This is a genomic window from Uniformispora flossi, from assembly GCF_049534875.1.
GTDB classification, from domain to species: Bacteria; Actinomycetota; Actinomycetes; order Streptomycetales; family Streptomycetaceae; genus Yinghuangia; species Yinghuangia aomiensis.
Genome location: NZ_JBMULZ010000003.1, coordinates 50,552 through 72,069 on the forward strand (window position 1 = coordinate 50,552; position 21,518 = coordinate 72,069).

Sequence of the window (21,518 nt, forward strand, 5' to 3'; positions counted from 1 at the left end):
ACATGATCGAGCCTCCGGCCGCCGATCCGGTCGGGCGCACCGGTCGCACACAGCACGAAGGAGTGCCGGCATGCCCCTCCCCACCACCTCGACGATCGTCGGCTACCCGGCGGGCGACGTGGCCGGAAAATCCCCGGTGCTTGCCGTCCGGGTGCTGCCGGACGGCCGCTGGGCCGTGGTGGTCGCGGAGACCCCGTTCCACCCGCTCGACCACACCTGGCCCGACCAGCCCGCGGACACCGGCACGCTCACCGTCGCCGGGCACGAACTGCCCGTCGTCGACTGCCAGACCGGCGGCGTCGGCCCGGACGGCGCGTTCGCCGTCGCGGCCGGCATCCCGGTCCGCCGCGGCGACGAGGCGTGGGCGTGGCTCGTGCTGCACATCGTCGACGCGGTCGACGGGCTCGCGCCGGAGGCACTCGTCGGCGAGGAGGCCGTGCTCGCCGTCGACGCGGACCGCCGCGCCGGACTGAGCGCCGCGCACACCGCCTGCCACCTGATGGCGTTCGCCCTCAACGAGGCCCTCGCGGCGCGATGGCGCAAACCGGGTGTGCGCACCGACGCCCTCGGCCGCCCCGACTTCGACAATCTTGCGATGGACGCGTCGCGCATCCTCGACCGGGCCAGCCGCGACGACTACCGGATCGGCAAGTCGCTGCGCAAAAAGGGCTTCACCGCCGACGACTTGGCCGCCGACCTCCCGGCGATCCGGGACCGGGTCAACGCCACCCTGGCCGGCTGGCTCGCGACCGGTGCGCCGGTGCGGATCGAGGTGCCGGACCCCGCACTCACCGCGCGGCGTGTCTGGCACTGTGCACTTCCCGAAGGGGACGCACACATTGCGTGCGGCGGCAGCCACGTCCGCAGTCTGGCCGAACTCGCTTCGGTATCCGTGGAGTTGGACTTGTCCGAGGACGGCACCGAGTTCACCGTGCGGACCGCGGTCGTACCGGCAGGCTGAAGCCCGGGCCCGGCGGCGGTACCGTCTGCGCATGCGTCCTCACCTCGTCGCGCAGACCTCGCTGCCGCCCCTGTGGAGTCTCGACCGGGTCCCCGGCGCGTCCGTATGGCTGGCGCACACCGAGGAAGGCGAACTGCTCGTCCTCGACGACAAGCTGGCGGTCCTCCGCACCGTGGCGCTCCCGCAGGAGTGGAAGGGCGGCCACGCGGTCGCGCCGGACCTGTCGTTCGTCGCCGCGTCCGGACCCGACCGGGTCAGCGTGCTCGACATGACGGGCCGCCAGGTGTGGTCGCACCCGCACGCCGACTGGGTGTTCGAGGAGTCCGGCTCCTGCGTCGTGACGACCGACGCCCGCGGCGTTTGGGCGGTTGCCCGGACCGAGGACGGCGACGCGTGCATGCTGTTCGACGCGCAGGACGGGTCGGTGCGGCGCACCGCGCTGCTGCCGTCCGAGACCGTCGGCTCCGAGCTGCTGCCGCACCCCGACGGCATCCACGTCGGCGTTGCCGCCGGGCATGGCGACGACGCCTACCGGATCTTCCTGGTCGCGTCCGACGGGACCGGCCCGGCGGCGGAGGTGCCGCCGGGGGACACCCGGATCCTCATCGACATCCAGCCGGGCTCGGGGCTCATGCTGACCACGCCGTACGGCGAAGGCCCGATAGCGCTGCTGCGCTCGCCCGACGGCGGGATAGTGGCCGCCCGCCAGCCGGCGCAGCTGTTTCCCGGCCAGGACGAGCAGTTCGACTTCTACGCCGGCTTCCTCGGCCCCGACCGGGTGCTTGCCGCGTCTTCGGCCCAGCGGCACCTGGTGTTCTCGGTGCCGGACCTGCGGCCGACAGCCGAGATCGAGTACCCGGACGACGAGGAGCGCGCGTGGCTGATCGTGCGGCACGACGGCACGTGGGTGACGGCGGACCCGGACACCGGCCGCGTGCAGCTGTGGCGGCTCGGCGGGGGACTGCTCGGCGGGTAGCGCGTTCGGGTGCCTACGGACGGGCGTAGAAGTCCGGGGTGCCCATGGAGAAGAGGTTGCTGATCTTGACCACGTCGCCGGTGCGCGGCGCGTGGATCATCTTGCCGTCGCCGAGGTACATCGCGACGTGGTGGATGTCGCGGGCCCGGGGGGTCTCCGTCCAGAACACCAGGTCGCCGGGGCGCAGGTCGCGGTAGGCCACCGGGTGGCTTTCGGCGTACTGGGTGGCGGCGAAATGGGTGAGTTTGACGCCCGCGCGGCGCCAGGCCTGCATGACGAGGCCCGAGCAGTCGAAACCGTCGGGGCCTTCGCCGCCCCACACGTACGGCTTGCCGAGTTGGGCCTTGGCGTAGGCGATCGCCGCCGCGGCGCCCTTGGCGGGCGCGGCCCGCTTCTGCCGGGCACCGTCGTCGGGGCGGTCGCCCGGGGCGAGGCGCGACGGGGTTTCGGCGGCTTGGGCGGCGGCTTCGGCTTGGCGCCGGGCCTCGTCCTCCGCGCGCCGCTGGGCCTCGGCGGCCAAGCCGTCCTGGCGTTGGCGTTCCAGCGCGACCGAGGTGCTGCGGGCGGCGGCGAGTTCGACCACGAGCGCCTCGTGGCGGGCGGCGACGTCGCGGACCCGAGCCTCCTGTGCCGCGACCGCGGTCGCGGCCGCCTGGCGGCGTTCGGCGGCGTTCTCCTCCGCCTCGCGTGCGGTGCGGGCGGCGGCGTCCGCGCTGCGGCGGGCGTCGGCGGCGTTCTTCGCCGCCGCGGCGCCGCGCCGCACGGTGTCCTCGCGCTCGCGCACCACCCGGCGCACGGCTTCGGTGCGCAGCAGGGCGTCCGCCGGAGTCGGCGCGTCGAGGATGGCGCGCAGTTCGCCCAACCCGGCGGAGCCGCCCTGCCGGTAGGCGTCGGCGGCCACCCGGCCGAGGTCCTCGCGGGCACGGTCGACGGCGGCCCCGGCGGCGTCCGCGCGTTCCCGGGCCGCGTCGGCCGCGAGCGCGGCACCGCGGGCGCCGACCCGGGCGCCGTTGTAGGCCTCGACGGCCAGGCCCGCATCGGCGGACAGCCGGTCGAGATCCGTGCGGGACCGGTCGAGTTCGGCCTGGATGCGGTCGACCGCGGTGCCCTTCGCCTGCGCGTCGAGCTGCGCGCGGGCGACGTCGGCGGCATCGGGGTACCCGGCGGGATCGTCGCCGCGCGCCGCGGACGTACCGGCGGCGAGCAGCGCGAGAGCCAGAAGGACGGAAGGCGCGAGGGTCCGAGTTCGGGTCACATCCGTCACATTAGGTGCATATTGCAGCAGGATTATCACCTGGCGTGATTTTCCACCGCATGGCCCAGGCGCGGCTGCCTGCGCGCCTGCGTGCCTGCGTGCGTGCTTGCGGGCGTGCGCGGCCGGAAGCCGGCCGCGGGCGACCCGGGACGCGGGCATGCGAAAGGGGCGGCTCCGTGTCGGCAGCCGCCCCTCTGCGGGTCAATCTCCGCGAACTCCGTCCGGAATCCGCAGGTCAGTGGTGACCCGATTCCTTGAGTCGCTTGAACGAGGCCTCGACCTCGGCTTCGGCCTCGGTGCGGCCGACCCAGTCCGCGCCCTCGACCGACTTGCCGGGCTCCAGGTCCTTGTAGACCTCGAAGAAGTGCTGGATCTCCAGGCGGTCGAACTCCGGCACGTGGTGGATGTCGCGGAGGTGCTCCATGCGCGGGTCGGTCGCCGGGACGCACAGGACCTTGTCGTCGCCGCCGGCCTCGTCCGTCATACGGAACATGCCGATCGCGCGGCAGCGGATCAGCACACCCGGGAACGTCGGCTCCTCGAGCAGCACCAGGGCGTCGAGCGGGTCGCCGTCCTCACCCAGGGTGTCCTCGATGAAGCCGTAGTCGGCCGGGTACCGCGTCGAGGTGAAAAGCATGCGGTCGAGCCGGATGCGACCGGTCTCGTGGTCCACCTCGTACTTGTTCCGCGAACCCCGAGGGATCTCGATGGTGACGTCGAACTCCAAGGCTCCTCCATCCATTGTTCGGCCGGGATTGTTAGGGTCTGTCCGTGAAGTCCGCGGTGCATCCGGGCGAAATCCCCGGTCTGTCCCGTGGACTTTGCGGCATGCGGACACCCGGCCGCGCAACGCAGCACGGCGCACGGTTCTACGGTGGGAGCGTCCCGGCACCCCCATGAGGGTGACAGGAGTCCTGCCGGAGTCCCGAACAGAACCTAGTCTGCTGACAGTGTCTCGCATGCCCGTCGGGCGTGCCGAAGTGGATCTGCTGGAAACACCTTCGAGAGGGGTTGGTCACGCGTGCCCAGGGTGAGGACGGTGGCCCTGGCGGCGACCCTCGCGGGGATCCTCGTGGCCCTTCTGGCCGTCTACGCCGCAGGTCCGTGGCGCGACGGCTACCGCGTGGCCGAGCACCACGGCGAACACCGCGGCACCGCCGAGGCGTCCGCGGGAGGTTCCGCGGGCGGCGACTCCGCACCACAGGGCGGTATCCCGGGTGAGACCCGGATCACACCCGCGCTGCTCGCCCCCGTGGAGGGCAATCCGACCGGACCGGCGCCCACCGACGCGGGCGTCCAGGCCGCGCTGACGCCCCTGCTGGCCGACCCGATCTTCGGCGGCACCGGCAAGGTCGCGGTGTCCGTCGTGGACGTCGCCTCCGGACGCGTGCTCTACAGCGTGGACGCGGGCCGCGCGGCGACCCCCGCGTCCACCACCAAGATCACCACCGCGGTCGCGGCGCTGGCCTCGCTCGGTGTGGACCACCGGATCACCACCCGCGTGGTGGCCGGTGCCGACCCCGGCACCATCGTCCTGGTCGGCGGCGGCGACCCGACGCTCACCGCGCTGGACGGCAGCCAGTACGCCGGCCAGTACGCACCCGCCCGGCTCGACCAACTCGCCGCCGCCACCGCCGCGTCGCTGCGCCGCAACGGCGTCACCGGGGTGAAGCTGACCTACGACGTGTCGCTCTACAGCGGCCCGGTCAGCCACCCCATCGGCGCGAACGAGAACATCGCCCCGGTCGTCCCGCTGATGGCCGACGAGGGCCGGGTGACCGCCAAGACCGTCGAGGCCCCGAGCCAGCGGCTCACCGACCCGGCGGGCAACGCCGCCCAGCAGTTCGCGCAGGCGCTCGCCCAGCAGGGCATCGCGGTCAACGGCAAGCCCGCGGCGGGCCAGGCACCCGCCGGGGCGGCGGAACTCGGCGCGGTCCAGTCGCCGCCGCTCACGTCGGTCGTCGAGCAGATGCTGACCGCCAGCGACAACGACATCGCCGAGGCGCTGATCCGGCAGATCGCCCTCGCGAAGGGGCAGCCGGCGTCGTTCGAGGGCGGCACCGCCGCGGTGCGCGAGGTGCTGACCGGCCTCGGCGTCGACCTGGGTGCGATGGACCTCAAGGACGGCAGCGGGCTCAACCGCAACGACAGGCTGCCGCCCGCGGTGCTGACCCGCGTGCTCGCGCTCGCCGCGTCCGCCGACCACCCGACGCTGCGGCCCGCCCTGACCGGCATGCCGATCGCCGGCTTCACCGGCACCCTCCAGGAGCGCTTCGACGAGACCGCGTCCCGCGACGCGGCCGGCCTGGTCCGTGCCAAGACCGGCTCGCTGACCGGTGTGAGCACCCTGGCCGGCATCGTCCGCGACAAGGACGGCCGGCTCCTCGCCTTCGCTTTCCTCGCCGACCGCATCCCGACCTCCAACAACGCCGAGAACGCCCGCGAACCCCTCGACGCGATGGCGGCCACCTTGGCCGGCTGCGGCTGCGGCACCCCGGGAACCTAAGCCGGGACGCCGGGAACCTGAGCCGGGACGCCGGAACCGGGGGCGGGGCGCGGTCGGCGCCCCGCGGCCCGGTCCGGCCTCCGGTGCCCTCCGCCGCCGTGCCGCGGCCCCCTCCATCACCCGCGTCACCTCCGCCCCACCATGCCCCCCACCTCGGTTTCCGTTGCCCTTTGCCTCACTCTGCGGGGGAGTTCCGGCAGCGCGGGGCCCGGGATTGCACGTACCGTGGCCGTATGACGAGCGGTGCGGACATGATCGACTGGGAGTTGGCCGTCACGACGGCCACCAAGCTGGTACGCCCGGGGCCGGAGGTGACGCGCGAGGAGGCCCGTGCCGCGGTGGCCGAACTGCGCGCGTACGCCGCCGAATCCGAAGGCCACGTGCGGACCTTCACCGGACTCGACACCCGCGGCAACGACACGCCGGTCCTGATCGTCGACCGGACCGGGTGGGTGCGTGCCAACGTGCAGGGCTTCCGCCACGTGCTGCGGCCGCTGCTCGACAAGGTGAACGACCGCCGCGAGACCATGCCGGGCGGCAACGCGCTGTCCGGCGTCGGCAGCAAGGTCACCGGGATCGAACTCGGAACCCTGCTCTCCTTCCTCTCCGCCCGCGTGCTCGGGCAGTACGAGACCTTCGCGCCGCTCGGCGACGCCGCCCCGCCGGACACCGCCGACGCCGCGCAGCCCGCCGGACGCCTCCTCCTGGTGGCCCCGAACATCGTCCAGGTCGAACGCGAACTCGACGTGGACCCCCGAGACTTCCGCCTGTGGGTGTGCCTGCACGAGGAGACCCACCGCACCCAGTTCACCGCCGTCCCCTGGCTGCGCGACCACTTGGAGCAGGAAGTCCACGCCTTCCTGACCGAGACCGAGGTCGACCCGGCCGCGATGCTGCGGCGCGTCCGGGAAGCCGCGCAGACGCTGCTGCCCGGCCGCAAGGACGACGAACCGGCGGCGGAGAACTCCTCCCTCGTCGAACTCGTGCAGACGCCCGCGCAGCGGGAGATCCTCCAGCGGATCACCGCCGTCATGTCGCTGCTCGAAGGCCACGCCGACTACGTGATGGACGGCGTCGGCCCGCAGGTCATCCCGACCGTCGGGGAGATCCGCGAGAAGTTCCAGCAGCGCCGGGCGCGCGGCACGGGGCGCATGGACCTCGCGCTGCGCAAGCTCCTCGGCATGGACGCCAAGCTCCGCCAGTACCGGGACGGCGAGCGGTTCGTCCGCACCGTCGTCGAGCAGGTCGGCATGGCCGGGTTCAACCGGGTGTGGACGTCGCCGAACACGCTGCCCACACGCGGCGAGATCGCCGCGCCGCAGACCTGGGTCGACCGCGTGCACGGCACGCGCTCCGGCACGAACTGAGCGCGGGCGCCCGCGGGTCGGGGCGCGAAACGGAACGAACAACCGCATACGCCGCGATCGCGAACCACTGAGGGTATCCGTCCGACTACTTTCCGGCGCGACACTCCGTGAACCTTCACGCGGGTGGGCCAGTGTGTGCCGTAACTTGGAGAGCAGGCCAGGGTCGGGCCCCGTCTGCCTGCCCCGGGGACGACCTGTGCCGGGCGGGACCCGCGCCGCGCTGCCGCGGGCGGTGCCCGGATGTGCCCGCGGCCCCCTGTGCCGCCCCCACTTCCCGCATGCACCAGGAGGTACAGCGTGGGCCCGCATCCCGCCGTCGCCGCAACCAGGGTCGCCGTCCGCGAGGTGCTCCGCACCCTGCACCCCGGCGACCTCGTCCTGGTCGCCTGCAGCGGAGGCGCCGACTCGATGGCGCTCGCCGCCGCCACCGCCTTCGAAGCGTCGCGCGCCGGTATGCGCGCCGGGGCGATCACCGTCGACCACGGCCTGCAGCCCGGGTCCACCGGGCGCGCCGTCGAGCTGGTCGGGCGGCTGCGCGAGTTCGGACTGGACCCGGTGGAGGCGCTCGGCGTGCGGGTCGGCCGCCGCGGCGGCCCCGAGGCGGCCGCGCGCAACGCCCGCTACGAAGCGCTCGACCTGGCCTTCGCGCGGCACCGCGCCGCCGCGGTGTTCCTCGGCCACACGCTCGACGACCAGGCGGAAACGGTGCTGCTCGGGCTGGCCCGCGGCTCCGGAGCCAGATCGTTGGCCGGCATGCCGGCCGTAATAGGCCACTACCGCCGCCCGTTGCTCAACGTGGCGCGCGACACGACCCGCGCGGCCTGCGTCGCGCAGAACATCGCCACGTGGGACGACCCGCACAACGCGGACCCCGCGTTCACCCGGGCCCGGGTGCGCCACGACGCCCTCCCCGCGCTGGAGAAAGCGCTCGGCCCCGGCATCAGCGAATCCCTCGCCCGCACCGCCCGCCTGTTCCGCGACGACGCCGACGCGCTCGACGCCTGGGCCGACCGGGCCGCCGCCGAGGTCACCAAAGACGGCGGCCTCGAAGTCGCCGCCCTCGCCGAACTCCCCGCCGCCGTCCGCCGCCGCATCCTGCGCCGCACCGCGGTCACCGCCGGTTCGCCTCCCGGCGACCTCTACGCCCGGCACATCGACACCGTCGAACGCCTCGTCACCGCGTGGCACGGCCAGGGCCCCATCAACCTCCCGGGCGGCGTCGAGATACGAAGGCGATGTGGAAAGCTTCTCTTCCACCGGCCCTCGCAGCTTTGAGCCGTTCCCGCGAGACCCCCCGGGAACGGCCTCCGGGGACTGCACAGGACATCTCTGAGATCTGAGAGAAGAGCACTGGTGGACGAGAAAGACATGGGCACCGACCTCGCGCGCGTGCTGGTCACCGAGGACGAGATCAACGCCAAGCTGCGCGAGCTGGCCGAGCAGATCGACCGCGACTACGAAGGCCGCGACGTACTGCTCGTCGGGGTGCTCAAGGGTGCCGTCATGGTCATGGCGGACCTCGCCCGCGCACTGCACTCCCCGATCACGATGGACTGGATGGCCGTCTCCTCCTACGGCTCGGGCACCAAGTCGTCGGGCGTCGTGCGCATTCTCAAGGACCTCGACACCGACATCGCCGACCGCCACATCCTGGTGGTCGAGGACATCATCGATTCCGGGCTCACTCTTTCGTGGATGCTCGCGAACCTCGCGTCGCGCGGTCCCGCGTCGCTCGAGGTGTGCGCGTTCTTCCGCAAGCCCGAAGCGGCGAAGGTCGACATCCCGGTGAAGTACCTGGGCTTCGACATCCCGAACGAATTCGTCGTCGGTTACGGACTGGACTACGCGGAGCGCTACCGCAACCTGCCGTTCGTCGGCACCCTGGCGGAGCACGTGTACTCCGGCGGCAAGCCGGCCTGACGCCCGTCCGCGCGGTTTCACACCCCCGTCCGCGCGATTTTCCCCGCTTCCGGGTGCGCCTGCCGGGAACAAGGGAATGGTTTCCCCTCGTTGCAAGGAGCGACAAAGGGTTCGTCCGCGCACCGCGGCGCCGTCGGGCGGCTCGCGGCGCGGTGCCGCGGCTACCTCCGGTGTACCTTCGTACGCAGTGAAGCGTCGTTGTGGCGGCAGAGCGAGCGGGCGACATGGAGCAGTGCCGCACAGGGCAGTGGACAGGCAGTGAGCCTGGAGGCCAGCAGGTCTCCGGGTAAGGAGCTGGCAGGAGGGACGGGGCGGCTTTAGCCCCGCATGAATGGACGTCAAGCGCATTTTCCGCGGGCCGATCATGTGGGTCGTGCTGGCCGTACTTGCTGTCTTCGTCCTGATGCAGCTCGTCGGCGGATCGAGCGGCTACAAGGGTGTCGACACGAGCCAGGTCATCTCGGCCATCGACAAGCAGCAGGTCCAGAGCGCCAAGATCATCGGCGGGAACGACCAGGCCGTCGAGCTGTCCCTGAAGAAGGGGCCCGACGGCAAGCAGATCAAGATCGACGGCAGCAGCAAGATCAAGTCGTCGTATCTGAACGACCAGCAGGGCGCGGCGATCGCCGAGAAGCTGACGAATGCCGCCGCGCAGAACCAGATCCCGGACGGTTACACCGTCAAGATCGGCAAGCAGAGCGCGCTCGTCAGCATCCTCTTCTCGCTTCTCCCGTTCGCCCTGATCGTCATCGTCTTCCTGTTCCTGATGAACCAGATGCAGGGCGGCGGCTCCCGGGTCATGAACTTCGGGAAGTCCAAGGCCAAGCTCATCTCCAAGGACACCCCGAAGACGACCTTCGCCGACGTGGCCGGTGCGGACGAGGCGGTCGAGGAACTCCACGAGATCAAGGAGTTCCTGCAGGAGCCCGCCAAGTTCCAGGCCGTCGGCGCCAAGATCCCCAAGGGCGTGCTGCTGTACGGCCCGCCCGGCACCGGCAAGACGCTGCTCGCCCGCGCCGTCGCGGGTGAGGCCGGCGTGCCGTTCTACTCGATCTCCGGTTCCGACTTCGTCGAGATGTTCGTCGGTGTCGGTGCCTCCCGGGTCCGCGACCTGTTCGAGCAGGCCAAGGCCAACGCCCCCGCCATCGTGTTCGTCGACGAGATCGACGCCGTCGGCCGGCACCGCGGTGCGGGCCTCGGCGGCGGCCACGACGAGCGCGAGCAGACCCTCAACCAGCTCCTCGTCGAGATGGACGGCTTCGACGTCAAGGGCGGCGTGATCCTCATCGCCGCGACGAACCGCCCGGACATCCTCGACCCCGCGCTGCTGCGCCCGGGCCGCTTCGACCGGCAGATCGCCGTCGAGCGCCCCGACCTGGAGGGCCGTCACTCGATCCTCAAGGTGCACGCCAAGGGCAAGCCGGTCACCGAAGACGTCGACCTCAAGGCCGTCGCCAAGCGCACCCCCGGCTTCACCGGCGCGGACCTGTCCAACGTGCTCAACGAGGCCGCGCTGCTCACCGCGCGGTCCAACCAGAAGCTCATCGACAACAAGGCGCTCGACGAGGCCATCGACCGCGTCGTGGCCGGCCCGCAGAAGCGGACCCGCCTGATGAGCGACAAGGAAAAGAAGATCACCGCGTACCACGAGGGCGGCCACGCCCTGGTGGCGCACGCACTGCCGAACACCGACCCGGTGCACAAGATCACCATCCTGTCCCGGGGCCGGGCCCTCGGCTACACGATGGTGCTGCCGGAAGAGGACAAGTACTCCACCACCCGCAACGAGATGCTCGACCAGCTGGCGTACATGCTGGGCGGGCGCGCGGCCGAGGAGCTGGTCTTCCACGACCCGACGACCGGCGCGTCGAACGACATCGAGAAGGCCACCGGTCTGGCCCGCGCGATGGTCACCCAGTACGGCATGACCGAGCGCCTCGGCGCCATCAAGTTCGGCCAGGACGGCTCCGAGCCGTTCCTCGGCCGTGAGATGGGCCACCAGCGGGACTACTCGGAAGAAGTCGCCGCTATCGTCGACGAAGAGGTCAAGAGGTTCATCGAGTCGGCGCACAACGAGGCGTGGGAAATCCTCGTCGAGAACCGCGACGTCCTCGACAACCTGGTCCTCGCCCTGCTGGAGAAGGAGACCCTCGACCGCCACGAGGTCGCGGAGATCTTCGCCCCGGTCAGCAAGCGGCCGGCCCGTCCTGCGTGGACGGGGTCCAGCCGCCGCCAGCCGTCCAGCCGTCCCCCGGTCATGACCCCGAAGGAACTGACGGTCAACGGCAGCAACGGCGCCGGCGCGCTGAACGGCGGCGGGGCCGCGCCGACCGGAACCACCGGCGGCAGCGCGGGCACCACCGTGCCCGACAGCCCGACGGACGCTGCGGAGAACTGAACGTGACGATCGACCCGGTCACCCTGGACGGCACGGGCGCCGTGGGTGAGTTCGACCAGGACCGCGCCGAGCGGGCGATTCGCGAGCTGCTGATCGCGGTCGGGGAGAACCCCGACCGCGACGGCCTCAAGGACACCCCGGCCCGCGTCGCCCGGTCGTACCGCGAGATATTCGCGGGGCTGCACCAGAACCCCGCGGACGTCCTCACCACGACGTTCGACCTGGGCCACGACGAGATGGTCCTGGTCAAGGACATCGAGGTGTACAGCTCGTGCGAGCACCACCTGGTGCCGTTCCACGGTGTCGCGCACATCGGCTACATCCCGTCCGAGGACGGCCGGATCACCGGGCTGTCCAAGCTGGCCCGCCTGGTGGACGTGTACGCCAAGCGCCCCCAGGTGCAGGAGCGGCTCACCACCCAGGTGGCCGACGCGCTGGTGAAGATCCTGCAGCCGCGCGGCGTGATCGTGGTGTTCGAGTGCGAGCACATGTGCATGACGATGCGCGGCATCCGCAAGCCGGGCGCGAAGACGGTCACCTCGGCCGTGCGCGGCCAGCTGCTTCAGGCCGCGACCCGGGCCGAGGCGATGAGTCTGATTCTGGGCCGCTGATCCCGGCGCGGCCGGATTCGGTTGCCCCATACATGCGTTCGGCCGGTCGTCCCCGGAAGGGGGCGGCCGGCCGTGGCGTTTGTGGGCGTGGCGCGCGGGGCGGCTGGCCGGTGCGGTGCGGCTTTGCCCCTACGCTTGGGGCCATGACAGCGACGACCAGGTCCGAAGGGGGCACCGCCGGCGGGGGGCTCGATCTCGGAGTGAAGCCGCCCAGCGTGCGGGGCCTGCCGGATTTCGGACGGTGCGCGGTCATGGGGGTGGTCAACGTCACCCCTGATTCCTTCTCCGACGGCGGCCTGTGGTTCGACCCGGGCGATGCCATCGCGCGCGGGCTGGCGCTGCTCGACGAGGGCGCCGACCTGGTCGACGTCGGCGGCGAGTCGACGCGGCCCGGCGCGGAGCGCGTGCCGCTCGACGAAGAACTGCGGCGTGTGGTGCCCGTGGTGCGCGAACTGACGCGTGCGGGTGCGCTGGTGAGCGTCGACACGATGCGCGTCGAGGTGGCGCGCGCCGCGGTCGACGCGGGTGCCGCGGTGGTGAACGACGTGAGCGGCGGCTTGGCCGATCCGGCGATGGCGGCGTTTGCCGCGGCCGCCGGGGTGCCGGTGGTGGTGATGCACTGGCGCGGGCACAGTCGGCGGATGCAGGACAAGGAGCTGACCGCGTACGACGACGTGGTCGCCGAGGTCCGTGCCGAACTGGTCGAGCGGATGGACCGGGTGGTCGCGGCGGGTGTCGACCCGGATGCGGTGATCCTGGATCCGGGGCTGGGCTTCTCGAAGACGGCCGAGCACAATTGGTCGCTGCTCGCGCACTTGGACGCGTTGGTGTCGCTGCACAGGCCGCTTCTGGTCGCCGCGTCCCGCAAGGCTTTTCTCGGTCGGCTGCTCGCCGACGACCAGGGGCTGCGTGCACCGCGCGGCCGTGACGACGCGACTGCCGCGGTGACCGCACTTGCCGCGGCCGCGGGGGCATGGGGGGTCAGAGTGCACGAGGTTCCGGCCTCGCGGGACGCGGTCCGGGTGGCGGCGGCTTGGCAGGCCGCCCGATGACGGGCCCGGAGGACGAATTGCTGTCTCCCGACGCGGTCGAGGTCCGGGACCTCAACCTCGCGCTGTGGACGGCCGTCGAGGAAGGCGACCTCGACCGGCTCGGCGCCATATGGGCGGACGGGCCGGAGGGCGCGGAGATCACCTGCGTGCACCCGGGCTGGCCGGTGCTGCGCGGGCGCGCCGAGGTGCTGCGGTCCTACGCGCTGATCATGGCGAACACCAGCTACGTCCAGTTCTTCCTGACGGATGTGCAGGTCACGTTGGACGGCGACGTGGCGATCCTGTCGTGCACGGCGAGCCTCCTCACCGGCATGGGCGAGGAGGACGGCGGCGACGAGGCGGGCTTCGCGGGCGGCCAGGCGGTGGTCACCAACATCTTCCGGCGCATCCGCGGCGACTGGAAGCTGTGGCTGCACCACGCCTCGCCGGTGCTCGCCGAGGCGGATTCCGACGACGATCTTTAGTCGTCCGGCGCTTCCCGGAGTTCGGCGTCCGGTCACCGGGAAGACATCGGGCCGTAGGAAGGTTGGTGAGGGCAGAACGGCGTTCCTGCCGCGTCGCGGGGAGTGCCTTTAGCACTTGTGCCGGGCGCGCCGACGGGCACCCCACCCGGGGAGTCGTGTCTGCGCGCCTGGGTACATTCGTAGGGCACTTAGGCGATCGAGGAGGGCTTTCTGATGCTGGACCGCGTCGCGTTGCGGGGTCTGAAGGCCCGGGGGCACCACGGGGTGTTCGACCACGAGCGCGAGGAAGGCCAGACGTTCATCGTGGACGTGGTCCTCGGCATCGACACGCGCCCGGCCGCGGCCGGCGACGACCTGGAGCAGACGGCGCATTACGGCGTCATCGCCGAGGAGGTCGTCGCGGTCGTGCAGGGGGACCCGGTGAACCTGATCGAGACGCTGGCCCAGCGGATTGCCGACGCGTGCCTGGCACACAAGCAGGTCGAGGAGGTCGAGGTCGTCGTCCACAAGCCCGACGCCCCGATCACCGTGCCGTTCGACGATGTGACCGTGACGATTGTTCGGAGTCGTGTGTGACGGATCTGGGGACCGATACTTTGATGCGGATGCAGGCCCTGAGCGGCCCGCACCGCGCGGTACTTGCGCTGGGCAGCAACCTGGGGAACCGCAGAGACAACCTGCAGGGCGCGATCGACGCGCTTGCCGACACCCCCGGGATTCGGGTGAACGTCGTGTCGCCGCTGTACGTGACCGCGGCGGTGGGCGGCCCCGAGGACCAGCCGGACTACTTCAACGCGGTCATCCTGGTCGACACCTTCCTGCCTCCCGAGATGCTCCTCGACCGTGCGAACGCGGTCGAGGAGGCGTTCCAGCGGGTGCGCACCGAGCACTGGGGGCCGCGCACGCTGGACGTGGACATCATCACGTACGGCGACACGCAGTCGGACGACCCGCAGCTGACGCTGCCTCACCCGCGCGCGTTCGAGCGGGCGTTCGTGCTGGCACCGTGGCACGACGCGGATCCCGCGGCGGAGCTGCCGGGCCGCGGTCGGGTGGCCGACCTGCTGGCGAAACTGGACCTGTCCGGCGTCGAGCGCCGGGACGACCTGGAGCTGAGGCTGCCGGAGTGAAGCCGACGCGTCCCGCTGTGCTCCTCGGCATCGCCGTGGCGACCGGGGCATTGTCGTACGGCGGCATCGATCTGTGGCTGACCCGGGGCACACCGCCCGGGGTGCCGGTGCTGGCGCCGTTCGTGCTGCTGACGCTGGCCGTGGCGGCGTTGGCCACCGGGCTGGCGCTGCGGGCCCGGTTCAAGGCGCAGCGCGAGCACCGGGTGGATGCGAAGCCGGTGGATCCGCTGACGGCGGCGCGCGCGGTGGTGTTCGCGAAGGCGTCGTCGCTGGTGGCCGCGCTGATCGCGGGCCTGTACGGCGGGTACGGGCTGTATCTGTGGCTGCACTTGGACAACGAGGTGCGGCGGACGCAGGCGGCGCGCTGCGGGTTCTCGGTGGGTGCGGCGGTGCTGCTGGTGCTGGCCGCGCTGTTCCTGGAGCGGGTGTGCCGGGTGCCGGAGGATCCGGACAAGCCGGACCGACGCGAGGGGTCGGCAGCGCGCTGAGCCCGCTCGGTCTGCTGCGTCTCTGTACCTGCTGTCCGGGGTGCCGGTTTGCGGTGCCGGGTCGTGGTGCGGCGGGTCAGGAGCCCGGGGCGTTGTCGACGGTTTCCAGCACGACGTCTTCCGGGGCGAGGCCGGTTTCTTCGGCGCCGACCGACCGGCGCAGGGCTTCGTGGAGCCGGGCCGGGGTGAGGACACCGAGGAAGCGGTCGCCGTCGAGGACGGCGACCCAGCCGGCGTCGTACTGGAGCATTTGGCCGAAGGCGGCTTTGAGAGAGCTGCCGACCGGCACCCAGGCGTCCATCCGGCGGGCCCGGTCGCGGACCCGGCCGTCCAAGCCGACACCGCCGCCGCCGGTGCCGTCGCGGTCGTCGTACCAGCCGTGCAGGGTGCCTGCTTCGTCGAGGACGACGGCCCAGCGGGCGTCCGCGGCGCGGAGCCGGGCGCGGGCGTCGGCGAGGCGGTCGTCGAGCCGGACGACGGGCGGTTGCTCGATGTCGTCGGGAGTGACCGGGGTGACGGCGAGGCGTTTGAGGCCGCGGTCGGCGCCGACGAAGTCGGCGACGTAGTCGTTGGCGGGGGTACCGAGGACGGCGAGCGGGGTGTCGTACTGCTCGATGTGGCCGCCCTGGGCGAAGACCGCGATGCGGTCGCCCATCCGGACCGCTTCGTCGATGTCGTGGGTGACCAGCAGCACCGTCTTGTGCAGCTCGGCCTGCAGGCGCAGGAATTCGGTCTGGAGCCGGTCGCGGACCACCGGGTCGACGGCGCCGAACGGTTCGTCCATGAGCAGCACGGGCGGGTCGGCGGCGAGTGCGCGGGCGACGCCGACGCGCTGGCGCTGGCCGCCGGAGAGCTGGTGCGGGTAGCGCTTGCCGTAGATGTCCGGGTCGAGGCCGACCAGGTCGAGCAGGTCGCGGGCCCGGGCGCGGGCTTTGCCGCGGTCCCAGCGCAGCAGCGTCGGCACGGTGGTGGTGTTGTCGAGGACGGTGCGGTGCGGGAGCAGGCCGCCCGACTGGATGACGTAGCCGATGGTGCGGCGGAGCTTGACCGGGTCGGTGCGGGTGATGTCGCGGCCGTTGATGTGGATGCGGCCCGAGGTGGGTTCGATGAGTCGGTTGACCATCTTCATCGTGGTGGTTTTGCCGCAGCCGGACGGGCCGACGAGGGTGACCAGTTCGCCCGCGGCGACGTCGAGCGACAGGTCGTCGACGGCGCGCGTGCCGTCCGGGTAGCGCTTGCCGACGTGTTCGAGGCGGATCATGGCCGGGGTCTCCCGGTCAGGACGCGCGCCGGGAGTCGCGTCGGGGTTCGTCATGCGGGCCCGGATACCCCGGGGATTGCCCGCGCACACTGCCGGGTACCCGCGCCGCGTGCTGACGGCATCGGGTGACTGCCTGGAAGAGAATGCGTGGATTTGCGGCGAATACGTCCGGGAGTACTGGCCGGACATCGCCACCGCGCTGCGCCAGCACGTCTTCCTGACGCTGGTGTCCGTCGGGTTCGGGATGCTGGTCGCCTTCCCGCTGGCGCTGCTGGTGCGCCGTTTTCCGAAGACCGGGCTGCCGGTGACCGGTACGACGACGGTGCTCTACACGATCCCGTCGCTGGCGATGTTCGCGATCCTGCAGCCGTTCACCGGCTTGGACCGGTCGACGGTGGTCATCGGTCTGACGCTGTATTCGCTGACGATCCTGGTCGGCAACACGCTGGCCGGGCTGCGCGCGGTGCCCGCGGACGCGGTCGAGGCGGCGCGCGGCATGGGCTATGGGCCGGTGCGGCTGCTGGTCGCGGTGGAACTGCCGCTCGCGCTGCCGGCGATCATGGCCGGGCTCCGGGTGGCGACGGTGTCGACGGTGGCGCTGGCGACGGTCGGCGCGGTGGTCGGGTCGGGCGGGCTGGGCAACCTGATCCAGTCCGGTATCGACACGCTGTTCAAGGCGCAGGTGCTGACCGCGTCGGTGCTGTGCGTGCTGCTGGCGGTCGTGTTCGACCTGGTGTTGCTGCTGGTGCAGCGGCTGCTGACGCCGTGGACGCGGACGCCGGGACGGCGCCGCCGGCGCCGGGCGTCCATGCCGGGGCCCGCGGCGGACACGGCGGCGGACACCGCGGCGGACGACCTCGGGGCGCGGCCGAAGGCGGCGGCGTGAGGACCGGCGCGCCGCGAGCGGGGGCGGCCGGATGAGCGTGTTCGACCAGGCGTGGGACTGGCTCACCGACGGCGCGAACTGGTCGGGGGAAGGCGGGGTCTGGCAGCGCCTCGGCGAGCACGTGGCGCTGACCGCGGGGTCGGTGGCGATTGCCGCCGTGATCGCGCTGCCGGTCGCGCTGTGGCTCGGACACATCGGCAAGGGCGGCGCGCTGGCGGTGAACATTTCCAACATCGGGCGTGCGGTGCCGACGTTCGCGGTGCTGGCGCTGCTCGGGCTCAGCCGGCTGGGGATGGGGACGGTGTCGACGGTGGTCGCACTCGTGCTGTTCGCCATTCCGCCGATGCTGACCAACGCGTATGTGGGGATGCGCGGGGTGGACCGCGATCTGGTGGAGGCGTCCGCGGGCATGGGCATGACCGGGTTCCAGACGCTGCGGCGTGTCGAACTGCCGCTGGCGCTGCCACTGGTGGTGACCGGCATGCGGACCTCGGCAGTGCAGGTGGTGGCGACGGCGACGCTGGCCGCGCTGGTCGCGGGCGGCGGGCTCGGCCGGATCGTCACCGCCGGATTCCAACTGCAGGACCAAGGACAGGTGGTGGCCGGGGCGTTCCTGGTCGCGGTGCTGGCGCTGCTGGTCGAGGGCGCGTTCACGCTGGTGCAATGGGCCGTGGCGCGTACGCCGCGGCAGAACTGAGGGGCGGGCATGCGGCGGTGGGCGATGGTGCTGGCTGCCGTTCTCGTGCTCGGCTCGGGACTTTCGGGCTGCGGCGGCGAGGGCAGCGGGCTGACCATCGGGTCGCAGGGGTTCACCGAGAGCCGGATCCTCGCCGAGATGTACCGCCAGATGCTGGTCGCCAACGGCGTCGACGCACACGTCAAGACGGTGATGAACCGGGAACTGCTGGAACCGGCGCTGTCCGACGGCGACGTCGCGCTGGCCCCGGACTACGCGGCGACGCTCGCCGAGTTCCTCAACCTCCAGGAGAACGGCCCGAACGCGCCGCCCGTCGCCTCACCCGACCTGGACACCACGATGGCGGCGCTCACACGCCTGGCCGCGGAGCAGAACCTGCGGCCGGGGACGCCGACGCTGGCCGTCGACCAGAACGCGTTCGCGGTGACGCGGGAGTTCGCGGCGGAGCACAACCTGCGCACGCTGTCCGACCTCGGCGCGTCCGGCGTCGAGGTGCGGATCGCGGCGGGGGAGGAGTGCAAGGTGCGGCCGTTCTGCGGGCCGGGGTTGGAGCAGACGTACGGCATCAAGGTGTCCGGCGTCGACCCGTTGGGCGTGGGGACGGCCGTGGCGAAGCAGGCGGTCCGGCAAGGGCGCGACCAGATGGTGCTGGTGACGACGACGGATGCGACGCTGGACCGGTACGGGCTGGTCATCCTGGCCGACGACAAGAAGCTGCAGAACGCGGACAACATCGTGCCGGTCGCCTACCAAGGCGACGCCGACCGCGTGCTGCCGATCGTCGACCGGCTCGGACCGGTGCTCACCACCGAGGACTTGGCGGCGCTGAACAGGAAGGTCGACCAGCAGCGGCGGCGTCCGGCCACGGTTGTCCACGACTATTTGAAGGCGCATGGGCTGATTTGAGGCCCGGACGGCGTTTGCCTGACGTGCGGCTGGATCTGGTGCTTGGTCGGCACGTTGAGGGATCTTTGCCGTCTTAATGTCGATAGATCATCAGGAATCGGTGTGCCGCCGCACGTGGGAACATACGTGCACGCTAACGTCACTCCTATGCCTCGTGGACGTCACCGCCAGTCCTCCGCCCTGCTGCGCATATCCGTGCTCGCCGGGGCACTTGCGCCCGCTCTGATCGCCTTGCTGCTGATGGCAATAGGCGGGAGCACGGCGGTGCTTCGCGTCGGGGTGCTGTGCGCCGTGGTGTCGACGGCTTGCGTCGTCGTCCTGCTGCGGCAGAGCCGCCGCGGGTACGGCAAGGACTTGGCGGTCCGCAGCGGCGAACGCGAAAGCCTCGCGCAGAGCGCCGACGAGGCGCGCGCGGGCCGCGAGGAGACCCTGCTGAAGCTCGCCGCCCGGGAGCGGGAACTCGCCACCGCGCGCGAGCGCGAGCGGGGGATGCTCAACCGCATCGCGAACCTGGAGAAGGCCCTCCCGCCGCGGCCGGTCCGGCTCAGCGCCCCGCTGTTCGCGCAGGGCGCGGCGGCGCTGGCGAACCTGGAGCGGGCCGCGGCGGAGCGGAACCGGGGGAATCTGTACGAGCCCGAGGCGCCGGGTATCGGCGTCGGGGCGGCCATGGCGAACGGTTCGCCTGGGACGGGCGGCGGGGTTGCCCGCAAGGCCCCCGGGGCTCCGTCGGCTGCGGGGGTGCGGGGCACGGGGGTTGTGCCGCGGGCGGGAACGGGTCTGATGCCGCAGGCGGGTGCGCGGGCCTCCGAGGGAGCGCAGAGCGTGCCGGGTGCGGGTGCGGGTGCGGGTGCGGGTGCCGCGGCCGCTGCGGCGTCGACGGCTCGCGCGGGTGGTGCCGGGACCGACGTGGCTCGGCCCGCGGCCCTGTCCGGTCGGTCCGGGAACACCGCCGGGCCCGCGGGATCCCTTGCGGCGCCGGAGAGCGTTGCCCGAACCGGCACTTCGGCAGTCGACCGGACTCCGGTCCGGCGGCCGTCGGCTACGCCGTGGGCGATTGCCTCCGGGGTACCGGCTGTGGGTACGCGGGGTGCTGTGCCCGCGGTGGGTTCTTCCGGTGGCGTGACGGCGGGTGCGGGCAGCGAGAGCCAAGCGGCGCGGGGCGCCGAGACGACCGGTTCGCCGACGACCGGTTCCCCGACGCGGGGAGCCGTTGCCGGACGCCCGAACACCAACGCGGACCGCACGGCGGACAGCACTGCCGCGCCGAGTGCCTCGCCCGGCGTGCCGGTGCCGGACGCGGCGACCGCCCGTGTGACGCAGGTGCCTTCGTCGGCCGGCGGGCAGGTGGCGGCCGCGAGTGCCGCGACTGCCGTGCAGGCCGCCCCCGCGAACAATGCCGCGGCAAGCCCCTATTCGTTGGCCGACGGACAGCTGCCCCGGCTCGATGCCCCGCAGCCCGCGAGCGGTGACGCGACCGCGACGACCCCGCCGCCCGCCGACCGCGCGAAGCCGAACACGCAGCCCGGCGATGCCGCAGCGGTGGAATCGGCTGCGTCGCAGGTCCCCGGCGTGCGGCGCCCGCCGATCGCCGTGTCCGGGCTGGTTCCGGCTTACGCGGCTTCGGTGTTCGGACCGGTGCAGGGCACGGCTCCGGCCCAGGCCGTTGCTGCTCCGACTGCTCCGACTGCTCCGACTGCTCCGGCGGCCGCCGTGGCGCCGCCCGCGCGGACTGCGGGCGAAGCCACGGCTTCGGCTCCTGCCGAGTCGGTCGCGGATTCCGGCGCGGTGGCCGAGCGCAGGGGTTCTGACTCCGCCGCGTCGGTGATTCCCGGGCCCGCGCGTCGGCATGCGGCACCGGAGGCGTCGTCGGCTGCCCCGCCGCCGTCGGCCCCTGCCGCCGTCGAGCGCCGCACTCCGCGGCACGCCGCGCCCGCCGCGGTCGCGCCTCCTGGTACGGCGCGTGTGCCGGAGCCGCGTCCGAAGGCCGATGCTGCGTCGGATGGTGCGGTCGACGCGTCGCTTCCTGCTGCCGCCGAGCCGATCGCGGGCCCGTCGGCTGCCACCGCGACGTCCCCCGCTCTCGACCCTGCCGCCGAACTCGTGCTGCGGCCCACCGCCGCGGTCGAAGCCTTCGTGCCGACGGCCGAGCCCGCCGAAGCCGGACCCGTCCTTGACCTCGGGGTCGAGTCGCTCGAACCGGCCGTGGCCGCGCTGCCGGCCGACGAAGCCGTCGCCCGCGTGGTCCGCGACGTCGCGGACACCGTGCGGGAGACGAACAGGCGGATGGCGGAGGCCGAGACGGCCGCGGGCCGGTTCGACTTCTTCGGGCGCCCGGTGGCGGAGGAGCCGGCGGCGGAAGCCGCGGTGCCCGAAACCGAAGCCGAAGCCGAAGCCGGGCCGCAGGCGCCTGTCCCGCCGCGTGCCGCCCGCGCGCCGCGCGAGCTGATCGCCGGGCGGGCCGCCGCGATCCGTCCGCTGCTCACCCACGAGCCGCGGACCGGGCGTGCGCTGCCGGTCGACCTCACCGCGCACGACGACACCGAGCAGCTGCCGAAGATCGTCGACGACCGCAAGCAGGCCTGACCCTCGGCTGTACCGCAGCAGACCAGACCAGACCGCACCAGACCGCCTCCGCGGGCT

At 72.4% G+C, this 21,518-nt stretch carries 20 protein-coding genes; 17 read left to right on the top strand and 3 right to left on the bottom strand.

Annotation, left to right across the window (positions count from 1 at the left end):
• The first annotated feature begins 70 nt into the window (after positions 1 to 70).
• Complete coding sequence (locus tag ACPA54_RS07340) at positions 71 to 961, top strand: alanyl-tRNA editing protein (RefSeq protein WP_423527872.1); 891 nt, start codon at positions 71 to 73, stop codon at positions 959 to 961.
• Between the two features lie 31 nt (positions 962 to 992).
• Positions 993 to 1,937, top strand: a complete 945-nt coding sequence (locus ACPA54_RS07345) for a YncE family protein (protein WP_423527873.1) — start codon at positions 993 to 995, stop codon at positions 1,935 to 1,937.
• Between the two features lie 13 nt (positions 1,938 to 1,950).
• On the opposite strand, the gene ACPA54_RS07350 is transcribed toward ACPA54_RS07345, so the two are convergent.
• Positions 1,951 to 3,192: a C40 family peptidase gene (locus ACPA54_RS07350; protein ID WP_423527874.1), complete on the bottom strand. Its 1,242-nt coding sequence runs from the start codon at positions 3,190 to 3,192 to the stop codon at positions 1,951 to 1,953.
• 235 nt (positions 3,193 to 3,427) lie between these two features.
• Positions 3,428 to 3,919 (bottom strand): inorganic diphosphatase, encoded by a 492-nt coding sequence (locus ACPA54_RS07355; protein ID WP_281470982.1) that lies wholly within the window; start codon positions 3,917 to 3,919, stop codon positions 3,428 to 3,430.
• A gap of 312 nt (positions 3,920 to 4,231) precedes the next feature.
• On the opposite strand from ACPA54_RS07355, the gene dacB reads away from it, so the two are divergent.
• From dacB to ACPA54_RS07410, 11 genes are all read left to right on the top strand, one after another.
• A complete protein-coding gene (gene dacB / locus ACPA54_RS07360) occupies positions 4,232 to 5,698 on the top strand; it encodes a D-alanyl-D-alanine carboxypeptidase/D-alanyl-D-alanine endopeptidase (RefSeq protein WP_423527875.1) in 1,467 nt (488 codons plus the stop codon).
• Between the two features lie 233 nt (positions 5,699 to 5,931).
• Entirely contained in the window at positions 5,932 to 7,065 is a 1,134-nt protein-coding gene (locus ACPA54_RS07365; protein ID WP_345678081.1) for a zinc-dependent metalloprotease, read from the top strand.
• A gap of 297 nt (positions 7,066 to 7,362) precedes the next feature.
• Positions 7,363 to 8,340, top strand: coding sequence for a tRNA lysidine(34) synthetase TilS (gene tilS / locus ACPA54_RS07370; RefSeq protein WP_423527876.1), 978 nt, complete (start codon positions 7,363 to 7,365; stop codon positions 8,338 to 8,340).
• A 78-nt stretch (positions 8,341 to 8,418) separates the two neighbouring features.
• Positions 8,419 to 8,985, top strand: coding sequence for a hypoxanthine phosphoribosyltransferase (gene hpt, locus ACPA54_RS07375; RefSeq protein ID WP_345678079.1), 567 nt, complete (start codon positions 8,419 to 8,421; stop codon positions 8,983 to 8,985).
• Positions 8,986 to 9,316: 331 nt separating this feature from the next.
• Positions 9,317 to 11,383: an ATP-dependent zinc metalloprotease FtsH gene (gene ftsH / locus ACPA54_RS07380; protein ID WP_423527877.1), complete on the top strand. Its 2,067-nt coding sequence runs from the start codon at positions 9,317 to 9,319 to the stop codon at positions 11,381 to 11,383.
• Positions 11,384 to 11,385: 2 nt separating this feature from the next.
• Complete coding sequence (gene folE / locus ACPA54_RS07385; RefSeq protein ID WP_423527878.1) at positions 11,386 to 11,994, top strand: GTP cyclohydrolase I FolE; 609 nt, start codon at positions 11,386 to 11,388, stop codon at positions 11,992 to 11,994.
• A gap of 251 nt (positions 11,995 to 12,245) precedes the next feature.
• On the top strand, positions 12,246 to 13,046 hold the full coding sequence (gene folP / locus ACPA54_RS07390; protein ID WP_423527879.1) for a dihydropteroate synthase: 801 nt from the start codon (positions 12,246 to 12,248) through the stop codon (positions 13,044 to 13,046).
• Positions 13,043 to 13,510, top strand: coding sequence for a nuclear transport factor 2 family protein (locus ACPA54_RS07395; RefSeq protein WP_423527880.1), 468 nt, complete (start codon positions 13,043 to 13,045; stop codon positions 13,508 to 13,510). Before folP ends, ACPA54_RS07395 begins: the two co-directional genes overlap by 4 nt.
• A 216-nt stretch (positions 13,511 to 13,726) precedes the next feature.
• A complete protein-coding gene (folB, locus tag ACPA54_RS07400) occupies positions 13,727 to 14,086 on the top strand; it encodes a dihydroneopterin aldolase (protein WP_345678170.1) in 360 nt (119 codons plus the stop codon).
• A 23-nt stretch (positions 14,087 to 14,109) separates the two neighbouring features.
• Positions 14,110 to 14,640, top strand: a complete 531-nt coding sequence (folK, locus tag ACPA54_RS07405; protein ID WP_345678169.1) for a 2-amino-4-hydroxy-6-hydroxymethyldihydropteridine diphosphokinase — start codon at positions 14,110 to 14,112, stop codon at positions 14,638 to 14,640.
• Positions 14,637 to 15,128 carry a DUF3180 domain-containing protein gene (locus ACPA54_RS07410; protein ID WP_345678075.1) on the top strand — a complete coding sequence of 164 codons (492 nt, stop codon included), beginning with the start codon at positions 14,637 to 14,639 and terminating at the stop codon, positions 15,126 to 15,128. Before folK ends, ACPA54_RS07410 begins: the two co-directional genes overlap by 4 nt.
• 76 nt (positions 15,129 to 15,204) lie before the next feature.
• On the opposite strand, the gene ACPA54_RS07415 is transcribed toward ACPA54_RS07410, so the two are convergent.
• On the bottom strand, positions 15,205 to 16,389 hold the full coding sequence (locus tag ACPA54_RS07415; RefSeq protein ID WP_423528296.1) for an ABC transporter ATP-binding protein: 1,185 nt from the start codon (positions 16,387 to 16,389) through the stop codon (positions 15,205 to 15,207).
• A 109-nt stretch (positions 16,390 to 16,498) separates the two neighbouring features.
• Between ACPA54_RS07415 and ACPA54_RS07420 the strand changes: the two genes are divergently transcribed.
• The 4 genes from ACPA54_RS07420 (at position 16,499) to ACPA54_RS07435 (ending at position 21,461) form a co-directional block, all read left to right on the top strand.
• A complete protein-coding gene (locus ACPA54_RS07420) occupies positions 16,499 to 17,275 on the top strand; it encodes an ABC transporter permease (protein ID WP_423527881.1) in 777 nt (258 codons plus the stop codon).
• A 31-nt stretch (positions 17,276 to 17,306) separates the two neighbouring features.
• Positions 17,307 to 17,972 carry an ABC transporter permease gene (locus ACPA54_RS07425; RefSeq protein ID WP_423527882.1) on the top strand — a complete coding sequence of 222 codons (666 nt, stop codon included), beginning with the start codon at positions 17,307 to 17,309 and terminating at the stop codon, positions 17,970 to 17,972.
• A 9-nt stretch (positions 17,973 to 17,981) separates the two neighbouring features.
• Complete coding sequence (locus ACPA54_RS07430) at positions 17,982 to 18,878, top strand: ABC transporter substrate-binding protein (protein ID WP_423527883.1); 897 nt, start codon at positions 17,982 to 17,984, stop codon at positions 18,876 to 18,878.
• Between the two features lie 147 nt (positions 18,879 to 19,025).
• Complete coding sequence (locus ACPA54_RS07435; protein ID WP_423527884.1) at positions 19,026 to 21,461, top strand: hypothetical protein; 2,436 nt, start codon at positions 19,026 to 19,028, stop codon at positions 21,459 to 21,461.
• Positions 21,462 to 21,518 lie beyond the last annotated feature (57 nt).

Excerpts from the sequence above, each read along its gene's own strand:
- ACPA54_RS07395 (WP_423527880.1), top strand. The coding sequence starts at position 13,043 with ATGACGGGCCCGGAGGACGAATTGCTGTCTCCCGACGCGGTCGAGGTC.
- ACPA54_RS07435 (WP_423527884.1), top strand. The coding sequence starts at position 19,026 with ATGCCTCGTGGACGTCACCGCCAGTCCTCCGCCCTGCTGCGCATATCC.
- folP (WP_423527879.1), top strand. The coding sequence starts at position 12,246 with ATGGGGGTGGTCAACGTCACCCCTGATTCCTTCTCCGACGGCGGCCTG.
- ACPA54_RS07415 (WP_423528296.1), bottom strand. The coding sequence starts at position 16,389 with ATGATCCGCCTCGAACACGTCGGCAAGCGCTACCCGGACGGCACGCGC.
- ftsH (WP_423527877.1), top strand. The coding sequence starts at position 9,317 with ATGGACGTCAAGCGCATTTTCCGCGGGCCGATCATGTGGGTCGTGCTG.
- ACPA54_RS07365 (WP_345678081.1), top strand. The coding sequence starts at position 5,932 with ATGACGAGCGGTGCGGACATGATCGACTGGGAGTTGGCCGTCACGACG.
- ACPA54_RS07340 (WP_423527872.1), top strand. The coding sequence starts at position 71 with ATGCCCCTCCCCACCACCTCGACGATCGTCGGCTACCCGGCGGGCGAC.
- ACPA54_RS07430 (WP_423527883.1), top strand. The coding sequence starts at position 17,982 with ATGCGGCGGTGGGCGATGGTGCTGGCTGCCGTTCTCGTGCTCGGCTCG.
- ACPA54_RS07345 (WP_423527873.1), top strand. The coding sequence starts at position 993 with ATGCGTCCTCACCTCGTCGCGCAGACCTCGCTGCCGCCCCTGTGGAGT.
- ACPA54_RS07425 (WP_423527882.1), top strand. The coding sequence starts at position 17,307 with ATGAGCGTGTTCGACCAGGCGTGGGACTGGCTCACCGACGGCGCGAAC.
- folK (WP_345678169.1), top strand. The coding sequence starts at position 14,110 with ATGCGGATGCAGGCCCTGAGCGGCCCGCACCGCGCGGTACTTGCGCTG.